Source organism: Pseudonocardia sp. P-1, assembly GCF_058111925.1.
In genome coordinates this window covers 1,368,750-1,382,978 of sequence record NZ_CM176614.1, presented here as the reverse complement: position 1 = coordinate 1,382,978, position 14,229 = coordinate 1,368,750, and the positions used below count along the sequence as shown (strand labels likewise).

Annotated in this window: 17 protein-coding genes; 8 read left to right on the top strand and 9 right to left on the bottom strand. The window is 73.5% G+C overall.

Features of this window, described 5'->3' with window-relative positions:
• The first annotated feature begins 23 nt into the window (after positions 1–23).
• Positions 24–992: a DNA polymerase III subunit delta gene (gene holA, locus AC0GKK_RS06605; RefSeq protein WP_251784670.1), complete on the top strand. Its 969-nt coding sequence runs from the start codon at positions 24–26 to the stop codon at positions 990–992.
• A 103-nt stretch (positions 993–1,095) separates the two neighbouring features.
• On the opposite strand, the gene rpsT is transcribed toward holA, so the two are convergent.
• Together rpsT and cynS are read right to left on the bottom strand one after the other, a co-directional pair.
• Positions 1,096–1,359, bottom strand: a complete 264-nt coding sequence (rpsT, locus tag AC0GKK_RS06600; RefSeq protein WP_062401442.1) for a 30S ribosomal protein S20 — start codon at positions 1,357–1,359, stop codon at positions 1,096–1,098.
• A 171-nt stretch (positions 1,360–1,530) separates the two neighbouring features.
• Positions 1,531–1,995, bottom strand: a complete 465-nt coding sequence (gene cynS / locus AC0GKK_RS06595; RefSeq protein WP_405418412.1) for a cyanase — start codon at positions 1,993–1,995, stop codon at positions 1,531–1,533.
• 228 nt (positions 1,996–2,223) lie between these two features.
• Between cynS and lepA the strand changes: the two genes are divergently transcribed.
• Complete coding sequence (lepA, locus tag AC0GKK_RS06590) at positions 2,224–4,086, top strand: translation elongation factor 4 (protein WP_062401443.1); 1,863 nt, start codon at positions 2,224–2,226, stop codon at positions 4,084–4,086.
• Between the two features lie 85 nt (positions 4,087–4,171).
• Here lepA and AC0GKK_RS06585 read toward each other — a convergent pair whose 3' ends face one another.
• The gene (locus AC0GKK_RS06585; RefSeq protein WP_062401445.1) at positions 4,172–4,600 is read right to left on the bottom strand and encodes a MarR family winged helix-turn-helix transcriptional regulator; all 429 of its coding nucleotides are present in this window, start codon (positions 4,598–4,600) and stop codon (positions 4,172–4,174) included.
• Between the two features lie 221 nt (positions 4,601–4,821).
• Complete coding sequence (locus AC0GKK_RS06580) at positions 4,822–5,787, bottom strand: zinc-binding dehydrogenase (protein WP_489883394.1); 966 nt, start codon at positions 5,785–5,787, stop codon at positions 4,822–4,824.
• 44 nt (positions 5,788–5,831) lie between these two features.
• Here AC0GKK_RS06580 and AC0GKK_RS06575 point away from each other — a divergent pair, with 44 nt between their 5' ends.
• Complete coding sequence (locus tag AC0GKK_RS06575; RefSeq protein ID WP_062401450.1) at positions 5,832–6,014, top strand: hypothetical protein; 183 nt, start codon at positions 5,832–5,834, stop codon at positions 6,012–6,014.
• Positions 6,015–6,018: 4 nt separating this feature from the next.
• Here the strand turns inward: AC0GKK_RS06575 and AC0GKK_RS06570 are convergent, their stop codons facing one another.
• Positions 6,019–6,864, bottom strand: a complete 846-nt coding sequence (locus AC0GKK_RS06570; RefSeq protein ID WP_489883393.1) for an NAD-dependent protein deacetylase — start codon at positions 6,862–6,864, stop codon at positions 6,019–6,021.
• A gap of 327 nt (positions 6,865–7,191) precedes the next feature.
• On the opposite strand from AC0GKK_RS06570, the gene AC0GKK_RS06565 reads away from it, so the two are divergent.
• Entirely contained in the window at positions 7,192–8,079 is an 888-nt protein-coding gene (locus AC0GKK_RS06565; protein ID WP_489883392.1) for an endonuclease domain-containing protein, read from the top strand.
• 166 nt (positions 8,080–8,245) lie between these two features.
• Here the strand turns inward: AC0GKK_RS06565 and AC0GKK_RS06560 are convergent, their stop codons facing one another.
• Genes AC0GKK_RS06560 through AC0GKK_RS06550 form a run of 3 tightly spaced genes read right to left on the bottom strand, consistent with a single transcriptional unit; the run spans position 8,246 to position 9,782 of the window.
• Complete coding sequence (locus AC0GKK_RS06560; protein WP_405418402.1) at positions 8,246–9,034, bottom strand: enoyl-CoA hydratase-related protein; 789 nt, start codon at positions 9,032–9,034, stop codon at positions 8,246–8,248.
• A 17-nt stretch (positions 9,035–9,051) separates the two neighbouring features.
• Positions 9,052–9,501 (bottom strand): OsmC family protein, encoded by a 450-nt coding sequence (locus AC0GKK_RS06555; protein ID WP_073578011.1) that lies wholly within the window; start codon positions 9,499–9,501, stop codon positions 9,052–9,054.
• Between the two features lie 38 nt (positions 9,502–9,539).
• Complete coding sequence (locus AC0GKK_RS06550; protein WP_357546261.1) at positions 9,540–9,782, bottom strand: putative leader peptide; 243 nt, start codon at positions 9,780–9,782, stop codon at positions 9,540–9,542.
• On the opposite strand from AC0GKK_RS06550, the gene AC0GKK_RS06545 reads away from it, so the two are divergent.
• Complete coding sequence (locus AC0GKK_RS06545; RefSeq protein WP_489883391.1) at positions 9,763–10,623, top strand: LLM class F420-dependent oxidoreductase; 861 nt, start codon at positions 9,763–9,765, stop codon at positions 10,621–10,623. The two genes, AC0GKK_RS06550 and AC0GKK_RS06545, sit on opposite strands and share 20 nt — an antisense overlap.
• Positions 10,624–10,633: 10 nt before the next feature.
• On the opposite strand, the gene AC0GKK_RS06540 is transcribed toward AC0GKK_RS06545, so the two are convergent.
• On the bottom strand, positions 10,634–10,876 hold the full coding sequence (locus AC0GKK_RS06540; protein WP_145983293.1) for a hypothetical protein: 243 nt from the start codon (positions 10,874–10,876) through the stop codon (positions 10,634–10,636).
• A gap of 314 nt (positions 10,877–11,190) precedes the next feature.
• Between AC0GKK_RS06540 and AC0GKK_RS06535 the strand changes: the two genes are divergently transcribed.
• The 3 genes from AC0GKK_RS06535 (at position 11,191) to AC0GKK_RS06525 (ending at position 14,210) form a co-directional block, all read left to right on the top strand.
• Positions 11,191–11,658, top strand: a complete 468-nt coding sequence (locus AC0GKK_RS06535) for a guanyl-specific ribonuclease (RefSeq protein ID WP_489883390.1) — start codon at positions 11,191–11,193, stop codon at positions 11,656–11,658.
• The gene (locus AC0GKK_RS06530; RefSeq protein WP_489883389.1) at positions 11,655–12,026 is read left to right on the top strand and encodes a barstar family protein; all 372 of its coding nucleotides are present in this window, start codon (positions 11,655–11,657) and stop codon (positions 12,024–12,026) included. Before AC0GKK_RS06535 ends, AC0GKK_RS06530 begins: the two co-directional genes overlap by 4 nt.
• A 231-nt stretch (positions 12,027–12,257) precedes the next feature.
• A complete protein-coding gene (locus AC0GKK_RS06525) occupies positions 12,258–14,210 on the top strand; it encodes an FAD/NAD(P)-binding protein (protein WP_489883388.1) in 1,953 nt (650 codons plus the stop codon).
• Positions 14,211–14,229 lie beyond the last annotated feature (19 nt).

Here is a 14,229-nt window from a genome sequence, read left to right as displayed (position 1 = left end):
GAGGTGTGGGCCACCATGGGGGTGTGAGCAGCACGAGCGAACCGGGCCCGCTGCAGCTGGTCGTCGGGGACGAGGAGTTCCTGGCCGAGCGGGCGGTGTCCGACCTGGTCCGGCGCGCACGGCAGCGCGATCCGGAGACCGAGCTGCGCCGCTTCCGCACCTCCGAGGTGGCACCCGGCGAGCTGGCCGGGCACCTCAGCCCCTCGCTCTTCGCGGAGGGCAGGGTGATCGTGCTCACCCACGGTCAGGACGCGAACAAGGACATGACCGCCGCCATCGCCGACTACGTGAAGGACCCGGCCGACGGGATCGTGCTCGTGGTCCAGCACGCCGGGGGGGCGAAGGGCAAGGCGGTCCTGGACCTGATGCGCAAGGCCGGGGCGCACACCGTCACCTGCAACCGCATCACCCGCGCCGACGAGCGGTCGGACTTCGTGCGCGACGAGGTCCGCCGGCACGGCGGCACGATCACGCCCGGGGCGCTCGCGGTGCTGGTCGAGGCGGTCGGGTCGGACCTGCGGGAGCTGGCGGCCGCGGCCGGGCAGCTCGTCGCGGACACCGGCGGCGCCGTGGACGAGGCCGGGGTGCGGCGCTACCACCGCGGCCGGGCCGAGTCCTCGGGCTTCGCGGTGGCCGACGCGGCGGTCGCGGGGGACCGGCGGGCGGCGATGGAGGCGCTGCGGTGGGCGCTGGTGCTCGGTGTCCCGCACGTGCTGATCGCCGACGCCCTCGCGGACTCGGTGCGCACCCTGGCCAAGGTCGGCTCGGCCGGGCGGGGCGACCCGAACCGGCTGGCCGGGGAGCTGGGCATGCCGCCCTGGAAGATCCGCAAGGCCCAGCAGACGGTCCGGCAGTGGCGGCCGGAGCAGCTCGCCGTCGCCATCGCGGCGACGGCGCGGGTGAACGCCGACGTCAAGGGCGTCGCCGCGGACGCGGAGTACGCGTTGGAACGGGCCGTACTGGCCGTCGTCTCCGCGCGCACCCCGCGCTGACCCGGCCGGACCCCCGAGCGCTCCGACACCGCCCGGGGCCCGGAAACACGACGACGGCGCCGCCCGGGTGGGGCGGCGCCGTCGTCGGAAGAACCGGGGTGGCTCAGGCCTGGACGTCGTTGAGACGCTTGGCCAGGGCCGACTTGCGGTTCGCCGCCTGGTTCCGGTGGATGACGCCCTTGCCGGCCGCCTTGTCGAGGGCCTTGGCCGCCTTGCGCTGCAGCTCCACGACGTTGTCGGCGCCGGAGTCGGCGGCCTCGCGGAAGTGGCGGATCGCGGTCTTGACCGACGACTTCACCGACTTGTTGCGCTGCCGGCGCTTCTCGTTGGTCTTGACTCGCTTGATCTGCGACTTGATGTTGGCCACGTCTGCCTCTGGTCTTCCTGCCTGCTGGTCGGCTGGTGAGTGTTCTCGTCCGGGTCCGCTCCGGCGGCACCGAACAGCATCACTGGAGAGAGGGTCCAGGCCGTTTCGGGCGAGCACGCCGAGCGCTCGACGCACAAGGTTACCAGCGGCGTCGTCGCGCCCTGTGCCGGGTCACCACACGCGGTAGGGCAGGAACTTCCCGTTGAGGGTGATCACGGCCCGGTCGCCCTTGGGGTCGGGCACCCGCTGCAGGTCCAGCTCGAAGTCGATGGCCGAGACGATGCCGTCGCCGAACTCCTCGCGGACCAGCTCCGAGATCGTCGTTCCGTACACCTGGACCATCTCCGAGAGCCGGTAGACCAGTGGATCGGTGAGGTCCACCGCGGACGCGCCGCGGACCGGCGGGAGGGTGAGCGCGTCGACGACGTCGGGGTCCAGGTCGAGCAGCGAACCCGCGGTCTCGGCCTGCTCGCGGGTCAGCGTCTGCTGCCCGAGCAGGGCCGAGGTGGACCACTCGACCGGGTGGTCCAACGCCTCGGCGATCTTGTCCCAGGTGAGGCCCAGCTTCTTCTTGCGGACCAGCACGACGCGGGCGGCGCCCAGTCGGTCGAGCGGGGGGACGGGGGTGACCGACACGGTGACTCCTCCTGGTGGGGGTGGCTGACCGTTCGATCGTGCGCGATCGGTGGGCGGGCGGCAACGCCGGGACGCGTCGCGTGAACGGCGTGTGACGATCTGCGGTGCCACCACGGCGGTCGCCCGGCCCGACATGGGACGATGGGACCCAGTGCCCCGAGCCCCGAGTGCCCTGAGCACCCGAAGTGCCCGAAGCCCCACGCATGAGCGAAAGCCGAGTACAGCCGAGTGACGACGTACGCCGACCGCACGTTCACCCCGCCGGAGCGCATCCGGAACTTCTGCATCATCGCCCACATCGACCACGGGAAGTCCACCCTGGCCGACCGGATGCTGCAGGTCACGGGGGTGCTCAGCGCGCGTGACGCCCGGGCCCAGTACCTGGACCGGATGGACATCGAGCGCGAGCGCGGCATCACGATCAAGGCGCAGAACGTGCGGCTGCCGTGGACGGCGAAGAACGCCGACGGCGTCGAGACCGAGCACGTGCTGCACCTGATCGACACCCCGGGCCACGTCGACTTCACCTACGAGGTGTCCCGGGCGCTCGAGGCGTGCGAGGGCGCGATCCTGCTGGTCGACGCCGCGCAGGGGATCGAGGCGCAGACCCTGGCCAACCTGTACCTGGCCATGGAGAAGGACCTGCACATCATCCCGGTCCTCAACAAGATCGACCTGCCGGCGGCGGACCCGGAGCGCTACGCCGCGGAGATCGCGCACATCACCGGCTGCGAGCCGGAGGACGTGCTGCGCTGCAGCGCCAAGACCGGTGAGGGTGTGGAGGCGGTGCTGGACGCCGTCATCGCGCAGGTCCCCGCTCCGGTCGGCGACGCCGACGCCCCCGCCCGCGCGATGATCTTCGACTCGGTCTACGACACCTACCGCGGCGTCGTCACCTACATCCGGGTCGTCGACGGCAAGCTCTCGCCGCGCGAGAAGATCAAGATGATGTCCACCGGTGCCGAGCACGAGCTGCTCGAGATCGGGATCGTCTCCCCGGAGCCCAAACCGTCCGACGGCCTCGGCGTCGGCGAGGTCGGCTACCTCATCACCGGGGTGAAGGACGTCCGTCAGTCCAAGGTCGGCGACACCGTCACGTCCAAGCGCAACGGGGCCACCGCGCCACTGACCGGCTACCGCGAGCCGCAGCCGATGGTCTACTCCGGGCTCTACCCGATCGACGGCTCGCAGTACCCCGACCTGCGTGAGGCGCTGGACAAGCTGCAGCTCAACGACGCCGCGCTCACCTACGAGCCGGAGACCTCGGCCGCGCTGGGCTTCGGCTTCCGCTGCGGCTTCCTCGGCCTGCTGCATCTGGAGATCACCCGCGAGCGGCTCGAGCGCGAGTTCGACCTCGACCTGATCTCCACCGCACCCAACGTCGTCTACCAGGTCACCACCGACGACGGCGAGGAGATCGAGGTGACCAACCCCAGCGACTGGCCGGTGGGCAAGGTGGCCGAGGTCCGCGAGCCGATCACCAAGATCACCATCCTGGCGCCGTCGGAGTTCGTCGGCACCATCATGGAGCTCTGCCAGAGCCGGCGCGGCCAGCTCGGCGGGATGGACTACCTGTCCGAGACCCGCGTCGAGCTGCGCTACACGATGCCGCTCGGCGAGATCATCTTCGACTTCTTCGACAACCTGAAGTCCCGCACGCGCGGCTACGCCAGCCTCGACTACGAGGAGGCCGGCGAGCAGGTGGCCGACCTGGTCAAGGTCGACATCCTGCTGCAGGGCGAGGCCGTCGACGCGTTCTCCGCGATCGTGCACAAGGAGTCGGCGTACTCCTACGGTACCTCGATGGCGACCAAGCTGCGCGAGCTCATCCCGCGCCAGCAGTTCGAGGTGCCGATCCAGGCCGCCGTCGGCGCCCGGATCATCGCCCGCGAGACGATCCGCGCGATCCGCAAGGACGTCCTCGCCAAGTGCTACGGCGGCGACATCTCCCGCAAGCGCAAGCTGCTGGAGAAGCAGAAGGAGGGCAAGAAGCGGATGAAGACGATCGGCCGCGTCGACGTCCCGCAGGAAGCCTTCGTCGCCGCGCTGTCCACCGGCGGCGGGACGGCCACCGAGAAGCCCAAGAAGTAGCTCCCGGACGCGAAGCGGGCCCGACTCCCGGCTGGGGGTCGGGCCCGACGTGTACGTGGTGGGGGCGGGGGAGCGCGGGGGCGGTCTACATGACCGAGCCCGCCCGGGGGCCGGGGATCGGCCCGTCGCACGGCGCGGGCCGGGCGGCGGGGGCACGGCGCGGCGACAGGATGCGCTGCACCCGCTGGCAGACGGACTCGACGACCGTCCGTCCCTCGGCCGACAGGTGCACCAGCACGCGGCGCCGGTCGAGCGGGTCGGCCGACCGGTAGGCCAGCTTCTTCTCGACGAGGCGGTCCACGATCCGGGTGGCCGTGGGGGCGGGCAGCGACGTGTGTCCCGCGACCTCACCCATGCTGCGGCCGGTGCCGCGGGCGAGCATCAACAGGACCCGCCAGCCGTCACGGCTGACGTCCGTCGAGGACGGGTTGGTGGACAGGGCTGTGGCCACGGCGTGGTCGACCCGGTCCAGGAATTCGACGACACCCGCGGCTCCAGGCGTCGGGGCAGCCATGGTGGCAGTCCCCGACGCCCGTCGACTGAAAGGCTCGGTCACGATGACGCACTGTACTTGCCGAACGGGCGAAATCCGACCCTGTCCTGGGCAAACGTCCCCCGAGCGCCGGGCGGTCGTCACGCAGCGATGACCGACAGGCCGACGACCAGCGATTACGTAGACCGCTTGACGTTCACCAACGACATCACGACTGCATCACACCCGGATCACGTAACGCTCTAGCGGGTCAGGACGATCTTCCCCGCCGTGCGCCCCGCGGCCATCGCCTCGAACGCCTCCTTCGCGGAGTCCATCGGCAGTTCTGTCCCGATCTCCGGCGCGATCCCGGCCGTCGCCACGAAGTTCATGAGATCCGCGAGCTCCTGGCGCGTCCCCATGGTCGCGCCGACCACCTCGAGCTGGAGGAAGAACAGCCGCTGCAGGTCCGCGGGCGGGTTCGGACCCGAGGTGGAGCCGCAGACGACGATGCGGCCACCGGGTCGCAGCGCCCGCATGGAGTGCTTCCAGGTGGCCTCGCCGACCGACTCCATGACGGCGTCGACCTTGCCCGGCAGCTTCGCCCCGGACTCGAACGTGGCGTGCGCGCCGAGGCGCTCGGCCAGTGCGCGCTTCTCCTCGTCGCGGCCGGTGACCCACACCTGGAAGCCCGCGGCGCGGCCCAGCTGGACCAGTGCCGTCGAGACGCCGCCGGAGGCGCCCTGGACGAGCACCGTCTGGCCCGGCTGCAGGCCCGACTTGGTGAACAGCATCCGGTACGCGGTCAGCCAGGCGGTGCCCAGGACGGCGCCCTGGCCGGGGGTGAGGCCCTTCGGGGCGGGGACGGCGTTGCGCGCCGGGACGATCACCTTGTCGGCCATCGTGCCCTGGTGGCGCTCGGTGAGCAGGGTGCGCTTCGGGTCGAGCGTCTCGTCGCCGCGCCAGTCAGGGTCGCCGATGATCGGGTAGAGGACGACCTCGGTGCCGTCGTCGAGGGTCCCGGCGCCGTCGCAGCCGAGGGTCATGGGGAACTGGTCGGGCTTGATGCCGACCCCGCGCAGCGTCCACAGGTCGTGCATGTTGAGGCTGGCGGCGGAGACGTTGACGGAGACCCAGCCGTCGGGGACCTCCGGGTCGGGCCGCTCGCCCACGACGAGGGAGTCGAGGGGAGCGTCGGGGTTGGGCTCCTGCGCATAGACAGCGAACATGGCCCCGAACCTAATGCCTGGGCCCGGGGACTACCGTGTGGAGTGTGCGCACGATCATCGACGGCTGGGACGCGTTCGAGCTGTGGCTCACCGGCCTGCCGTTCGTGGCGCAGGTCGTGTTCGTGACGGTGGTGGTCCTGCCCGCGTGCGCGCTGGTCGCGATCGGTGCCGACCGCGCCACCCGGCGCTTCGACACCCCCCGCGGGCGTCGCGACGGCGGGGCCTGAGCGCTCAGACCGGCTGGGCCGCGAGTGCGGCCAGCGCCTCCGAGCAGCCCGCGTCGACGCGCAGGTCGGCGAGCTCGTCGCCCCGGGTCGCCCCGCGGTTGACGATCACGACCGGCACCTCCGCCCGGTGCGCGGCCCGGACGAACCGCAGCCCCGACATGACGGTGAGCGAGGACCCGGCGACGAGCAGCGCGCCGTCCTCGGGGGTCAGCGCGGCCACCATCGCGTAGCAGCGCGCCACCCGGTCCTTCGGCACGTTCTCCCCGAAGAACACGACGTGCGGTTTGAGGACCCCGCCGCAGGACGCGCACGGCGCGATCCGGAAGCCGTCGGTGATCTCCACCGCGGCGTCGCCGTCGGGGGCCGTCTCGACCTGCGCGCTGTGCGCCTCGGTGAAGCCGGGGTTGAGCGCGGTGAGCCGGGCCTGCAGCGCGTCACGCGGGGTGATGCGGCGGCAGTCCAGGCAGACGACCTCCTCGATGCGCCCGTGCAGGTCGACCACGCCGCGGCTGCCGGCCACGGAGTGCAGGCCGTCGACGTTCTGCGTGATCAGCCCGTCGACGACGCCCGCCGCCCCCAGTGCGGCCAGCGCGCGGTGTCCGGGGTTGGGGTCGGCGCGACGCATCCGGGCCCAGCCGACGTGGCTGCGCGCCCAGTACCGCCGCTGCGCGGGCTCCCCGGACACGAACTCGGAGTAGGTCATCGGGTTGCGCGGTCGTGAGCCCGGGCCGCGGTAGTCCGGGATGCCGGAGTCGGTGGACAGCCCGGCCCCGGTGAGGACGACGAGGCGCCGCCCGGCGAGCAGGTCCAGTGCCGCGCCCGGGTCGGTGCTGACGACGGGGACGCTCATGCCCTCCAGGGTAGGCGCGCCCGGTGGCTCCCCGCCCCTCGGCGGCCCGCCCCACCTCCGCACCGCGCCCCGCCGCCGCGGAGCCCCCCTTCGCCGAGCCGCAGCAGGACCCCCGCCCGCAGTGGTCGCGGCACCCTCCGGGACCTCCGGGCCGCCCTCGCCGAGCCACGGCCCGCTTCGCCCAGTGGCACACCGTGGACCCGTCGGGGCCGGTCCCGGGTCCGTGGGGTGCCACTCGGCGCACTCCGGCGACCGGACCGGTTCGCGATCGCACACCGGCGACGCCGAACGGCCCCGCCCGGCGCGGTGTCCCCGGATCCTGCGTCGGTGGACGTGCCGGGGTGGCCCCTCATCTTCCGTGGCTCGGCCGCCGTCGGCGCGGGCCTCGTGACGGCGCGACGGCTGCAGGGCCCGGCGTTCGTCCGGGTGCTGCCCGACACCTGGGCCGCCCGGCACCTCGTCCCGCTCGGACACGCCGACCGGTGCCGGGCGGTGTTCCGCTGGTCCGGCGGTCGCGGGGTGATCGCGGGATGGGCCGCGGCCGAGCTGTCCGGCGCACCGTGCGCGCCGGCCGGGGCGCCGGTCGACGTGGTGCTCCCGGTCCGGGCCCGGGCCCCGGCGGGGGTGCGCGTGCGCCGCGACCGGCTGCACCGCGGTGAGATCGGGTGGTGGTGCGACGGGGTCCGGGTCACCACGCCGCTGCGGACCGCGTTCGACCTGGCCCGGGGTCGCGACGAGACCGCCGCCGTCGTCGCGGTGGACGCGCTGGCGTTCCGGCACGGGTTCGCTCCGGACCTGCTGCTGAACTTCGCGGTCCGCTACCGGGGGCTGCGCGGAGTGGCCGGCGTTCCCGGCGTCCTGGGGCTCGCCGACCGGCGCGCCATGTCCCCGCCCGAGACCCGGCTGCGGTTGCTCCTGGTCCGGGCCGGCCTGCCGCGACCTGAGGTCCAGCACCCGGTGCTCGACGACGCCCGGCGCCGCGCGGTGTGGCTCGATCTCGCCTATCCCGCGCCGCGCGTCGGCATCGAGTACGAGGGCGCCGACCACACCGGCCCCGACCGGGTCCTGCGCGACGCCACGAGGGTGACCCGCCTCGTCGACGCCGGGTGGCGGATCTACTGCTACACCCGGCTCGACCTGCGCGACGAGCCCGGGCGCATCGTCGCGGAGATCGGCCGGGCGCTGGACCACGCACCGACGAGTGGTACACCGTGAACCCGCCCGAGGGGGTCCGAGGTGCCCGGTGTGCCACTCGGCGGGCCGGGCCGGGCCGGGCCGGGACGGACCCGGGCCGTGGCGAGCCGGGCCGGCGCGAGGCGAGCCGGGCCTGGTCGAGCCGGAGCGGGCCTGGGCCGGGGCGAGCCGGGCCGGGGCGCGGGGCTCAGCCCTCCGGCACCCAGGACGGCGTCCGCTTCTCCCCGAAGGCCAGGATGCCCTCCTGCCCCTCCTCGGAGGCGAAGTACGAGGCGGACAGCGTGTTCATCGCGGCGAAGTCGTCGCTCATCGTCGCCGGGCGCTCGCGGCGCAGCATCGCCTTCGCCCCGGCCAGGGCGCCGGGCGCACCGAGGCGCAGCATGCCGGTGTAGCGGGCCACCTCGTCGTCGAGGGTCTCCGCCGGGACGGCGCTGTTGATCAGCCCGACGGCCGCCGCGCGCCGCGCGTCGAAGGTCTCCCCGGTGAGGAAGAGCTCGTGCGCGGCGCGGGCGGACAGCCGGGGCAGCACGGTCACCGAGATGACCGCGGGCACCACCCCGATCCGGACCTCGGAGAACGCGAAGGTGACCGACTCGGCGGCGACGGCGATGTCGCACGCCGCCACGATCCCGACCCCACCGGCGCGGGCCGGGCCCGACAGCCGGGCGACGACCGGCTTGGGGGAGTCCCACAGCGTCGTCAGGATCCGCGGCACCTCGGTGACGCCCTGCTGCTCGGCGCCCGCGCCACGGGACTCCTTGAGGTCCATGCCCGCGCAGAACACCGTGCCGGTGTGGGTCAGCACGATGACCCGCACCGCGTCGTCGGCGATCGCCGCGTCGAGGTGCGCGATCAGCTCCCGGCGCAGCTGCGCCGAGAGTGCGTTGCGGTTGCGCGGGGAGTCCAGGGTGATCGTCGCGATCCCGGCCTCGACGGCCAGGTGGACGAGCTCGGGGGAGTCGACGGTGTCTGCCACCCCCGCAGACTAGGACCTCAGGCCTTCGTCCAGGTGCTGGTGATCGACACCCCGGCCAGGGCGAACAGCTGCGACACCGGGCAGCGGCGCTCGGTCTCCCGGGCCAGCTGCGCGACCTGTTCGTCGGTGCCGTCGGTGGTGATCACGGCGTCGACCCGCAGGTTCTGGAAGGTGGTCTCGCCGTCGCGGTGGGTCCCGGTGGTCATCGTCGTCGGGTTGAAGTCGGCGGCGACGTCGAAGCGCACGTGCTCGATCGTGATGCCGAGCTCCTTCGCGACGATCGAGCTGGTGACCTGGTTGCACGACGACAGCGACGCGAGCGTGTAGGCGAGCGGGCTGGGGTGCTCGTCCTTGCCGCCGAAGGCGGGGTAGGCGTCGGTCTCGATGACGTAGCCGGCGCCGTCGACCGCGACGGTCTGCGCGACGCCGGTGCCCTGGCCGCTGACGGCGAAGGTGACGAGAGGCATGGGTGAACTCCTGTACGAGGGGCTGCGGGGGGACGGGGTCAGGAGCGGGGACAGAGGGCCCCGGCCGTCCGGCCCAGGTCGATGTGCAGCCTCCGCACGAGCACGATCACCGGATCAGTGAACCGCACCGAACGGTCGTGCGCGACGTGACGGAGCCGACCGAACCGGCGACGCCCGCGGTCCGATGGGCGCGGTGGCGCCGGTCGCCGGGAGAGGGCTAGGCTCGAAACGGAGTTGGCTCCGTTTACGAGAGGACATGCCGTGAGGATCGGACTGCACATCGCGGACTTCACCTACCCGGCCGGACCGGCGGGCCTGGCCGACGACCTGTCCCGGATCGCCGTCGCGGCCGAGGAGCAGGGCTTCTCCCGGGTGAGCGTCATGGACCACCTCTGGCAGATCCGGCCGGTCGGGCCGGTCGAGACCGACATGCTCGAGGCCTACACCGTGCTCGGCTACCTGGCCGCCCGCACCGAGAAGGTCGACCTGCTGGCCTGGGTGACCGCGGTGACCTACCGCGACCCCGGCCTGCTGGTGAAGGCCGTGACCACCCTGGACGTGCTGTCGAAGGGCCGCGCGATGCTGGGTGTCGGCGCCGCCTGGAACGACGAGGAGGCCACCGGGCTCGGGCTGTTCTTCCCGCCGACCGCGGAGCGGTTCGAACGGCTGGAGGAGACGCTGCGCATCGCCCGTCAGATGTGGAGCGACGACGACGGCCCCTTCGAGGGGACCCACTACCGGCTCGGCGCCACGCTGAACACCCCGCAGCCGCTGCGCAGGCCGTATCCGCCGATCCTGATCGGCGGCGGTGGGGAGCGGAAGACGCTGCGCCTGGTCGCGCAGTACGCCGACGCGTGCAACCTGTTCGGCGGCCCCGAGCTGGAGCGCAAGCTGGACGTGCTGCGCACCCGCTGCGAGGAGGTCGGACGCGACTACGACGAGATCGAGAAGACGGTCATGGCGCGGCTCGATCCGGCCGACCCGAAGGCCGCGGTCGAGGAGCTGCGCGGCTACGCGGCATTCGGTGTGCAGCACGTGCACACGGTGGTGCCGGACGTGGCGACGATCGAGCCGCTGCGGGTGTTCGGATCGGAGATCATCCCGGCAGCGGCCGAGCTCTGACCCGCGTGGGTCAGCTGCCGGGTTGGCGGGGCATCGTCCGCAGGATCGCCACCTGTTGGTCCAGCTCGGCCGCGATCAGCTCGGCGTGCAGGGCGGCGGAGGCGCCGTCGTGCGCGGCGAGCGCGCGGTGCCGGCGCACCAGGTCGTCGATCGAGTCCAGCAGCCGGTCCACGGTCGAGCGGCCGGCCTGGGGTGCCGGGAGCTCCACGGGTGCGGGAGCCTCGGGCAGGGGGTGAATCAACTCTGCGGTCATGCGACGTTCTCCGTTGAACGTGTCGGGATCGGGGCGTGTCATGCGCAGTCGTTCCTGGTCTCTCGAGCTCCGTTGTACCCGCTTCAACGCGCTTTTACTGCGCGTAGAACAGGGGTGCGACGCAGGACACGGTGACCGGATGCACCTACGCGGTGACCGGTCGTGATCATGGCCTGTCACCGGCCCGCCGATGCGGTCGGCGGGCGAACGGAGGGTGGTCGTCGCGGCAGCCGTGGAAACAGCGGGTGACGGGACGGTGGCGGTTCGTCGCGACGTCTGTACCCGAACGGGTGACCCGGCCTAGCGTCCGGACCATGATCATTCGACCGGATGCGCGGTCCGGGACGCGTACCCTGATCGTCGGGGCACTCGTCGCCGTTCTGGCCGCCCTCGGCCTCGCCCTGCCCGCCGCGGCCGCCGCCGCACCCGCTCCGGCCGTGCCTGCCGCCGTCGCCGCTCCCGTCGCCCCGGCCGCCGTGCCGGGGGAGCAGGAGTCCGGGCTGCCGGTGCGGGCGCTGTCGTCGCTGCCGTCCCAGGCCACCGACACCTACCGGCTGATCCGCTCCGGCGGGCCGTACCCGTACAGCCAGGACGGGACGACCTTCCAGAACCGGGAGGGGATCCTGCCCGCGAAGTCCTCGGGCTACTACCAGGAGTTCACCGTGCCGACCCCCGGCGCGAGCACCCGCGGCGCCCGGCGGATCGTCACCGGATCGGGCGGGGAGTACTACTACACGGCCGACCACTACGCCTCGTTCGTCGTGGTAGACGTCTCGAGGTGAGCACCCTTCCCCGTGAGAGCGCCGGAACCGCCCCCGCCGTCGACGCGGCCCGGGGGCGGGCCGGTGGCTCCGGTCGCGTCGCCGTCGTCGAAGGGGTCGCGGACCGCGCCGCGGTCCTGTCCGCCCTCGGCCGGGCGCTGAGCTTCCCCGAGTACTACGGCCACAACCTCGACGCGCTGGCGGACTGCCTGGGCGATCTGTCCTGGCTGCCCGCCGGACCCGTCGAGCTCGTCGTCGCCGACGGTCCGCTCGCCGCGGCCGACCCCGGCACCCACGAGACGGTCCTGGAGATCCTCGCCGAGGCCGTCGCCGCGACGGCGGGGACCGACCGGCCGCTGCACGTCACCCTGGCCGGCCCGGCCGCCTGACGACCGTGCCGCCACCGGCCCGCGCTCACGGACGGGGTGCGGAATCCCGGAGGCCGGTGCGGTGTTGAGGCAGGTGGACCGACCGTGGCGGGTGGCCACGGCGAGGGAGGCGACCTACCGTGGCATCCATGGGTCTCCGGCTGGTGAGGCGCAGGCACGTCGACCTGTGCCGCCTGCGGTGGGCGCCGTGAGGGGTCGTCCCCCTCCGCCCGCCGACCCAGGAGCGCCCCGATGTCCCGTAGCCCGCACGCCCCGTCCGTCGTGATCGTCGGCGCCGGCCCCCGAGGGGCCGGCGTGCTGGAGCGCATGGTCGCGAGTGCGCCCGAGCTGCTGTCCGACGCCCTCGCCGGACCCGGCGTCGACGTCCACCTCGTCGACCCGTTCCCGGCCGGGGCGGGCCGCATCTGGCGGCACGCGCAGTCCCCGCTGCTCGCGATGAACTCGATGGCCGCCGACGTCACGATGTGGACCGACTCCTCGGTCGTCTGCGACGGCCCGGTGGCGCCCGGCCCGTCGTTCTGGGACTGGGCGCAGGACCTGCGCGAGCACGGCGACCCGCGGGCCGAGCTCGGACCGGAGCTCGCCGACGAGCTGGCGCAGGTCACGGCGTCGACGTTCCCGTCGCGGCGGCTGCAGAGCCACTACCTCGCCGCGGTGCTGCGCGAGATCGTCGGCCGGGCGCCGGCCGGAATGCGGGTGCACGTGCACCGCACCACCGCCGAGGCCCTCGACGAGACCGACGGCAGGCAGGTCGTGACACTCGCCGACGGCACCGTCCTGCGCGGCGACGCCGTCGTGCTCGCCTCCGGGCACCTCGACGCCACCCCCACCGACGACGAGATCGCGCTCGCCGCCCGCGCCGACGAGTTCGGCCTGCGCTACCTGCCCCCGGAGCAGACCTCCGACTCCGACCTGTCGGTGATCGCGCCGGGCGAGACCGTGCTGGCCCGCGGGCTGGGGCTGGCGTTCGTCGACCTCGTGGTGCTGTTGTTCGAGGGCCGCGGCGGGCGCTTCGTCCCCGACCCGGACGACGCCGACCCGGGCCGGCTGCGGTACGAGCCGTGCGGGCGGGAGCCGGTGCTCGTCGGCGGGTCCCCGCGCGGCGCGACCTACCACTCCAAGACCCACTACCAGCTACGGGCCGGGCTTCCGCCGCTGCCGCGGTTCCTCGGCCCCGACGTCACCGACGACCTCATCGCCTCCGGCGGCCCGGTCGAGGTCGCCACCCGGGTGTGGCCGCTGATGGCCAAGGAGATCGGCTGGGGCTGGTACCACGAGCTGTTCGTCGGCCACCCCGACCGCGTCCGCGCCGGGTGGGACGAGTTCGCCCGGCGGTTCTCCGCCGTCGCGCACGGCTCGCCCGAGGAGGCGGCGCTGATCGCCGAGCTGGTGCCCGACCCGCTCGACCGGCTCGACCTGACCGCGCTGGACCGCCCGCTCGACGGCGTGCACGCCCCGGACCTCGAGGCGCTGCAACCCCTGGTGCGCGAACGCATCGCCGAGGACCTGCGCCAGCACGTCGACGAGCGGCACACCCCGCACCTCGGCGCGTTCGTCGCGATGCTGTCGGTCTACACCGAGACCACCCGCCTGGCCGGGTCCGGGGTGCTCTCGCCGCGCTCGCGGGCGAGGGACATGCCGTGGTGGCAGTCGTTCTTCAACTCGGTCGCGTCCGGCCCACCCGGTTTCCGGGTCCGCCAGATGCTCGCCCTGTCCCGTGCCGGGTACCTGCGGTTCCTCGGCGCCGGGATGAGCGTCGACGTCGACGCCGACGGCTTCCACGCCACCAGCACCACCCTGGCCGGGGCGCCGCCCGTGACGACCCGGGTCCTGGTCGACGCCCGGCTGCCCGACCCGAGCGTCTCGCGTACGGTGGACGGGCTGCTGGGTGGCCTGCTCGCCCGCGGCGAGGCCGTCGAGGAGGTCCTCCACGACGACGACGGCGCCCCGCTGCGCAACACCGGCCTGCTGTCGGTCCGTCCGGCCGACGGCGCGCTGCACACCGCGGACGGCGGGGTGCACGAGCGGCGGTTCGCGGTCGGGCCGCACACGACGGTCAAGGTCGCCGGGGCGTTCACCCGGCCCGGGATGAACGCGCAGAGCCTGCGCTACAACGACGCCGTCGCCCGCGCCGTGCTGAGCGCCCTGCCCGGCGCCGCGTCCCGCGCCGTCCCGGCGGCCTGAGCCGTCCCGCCCGGCGTGC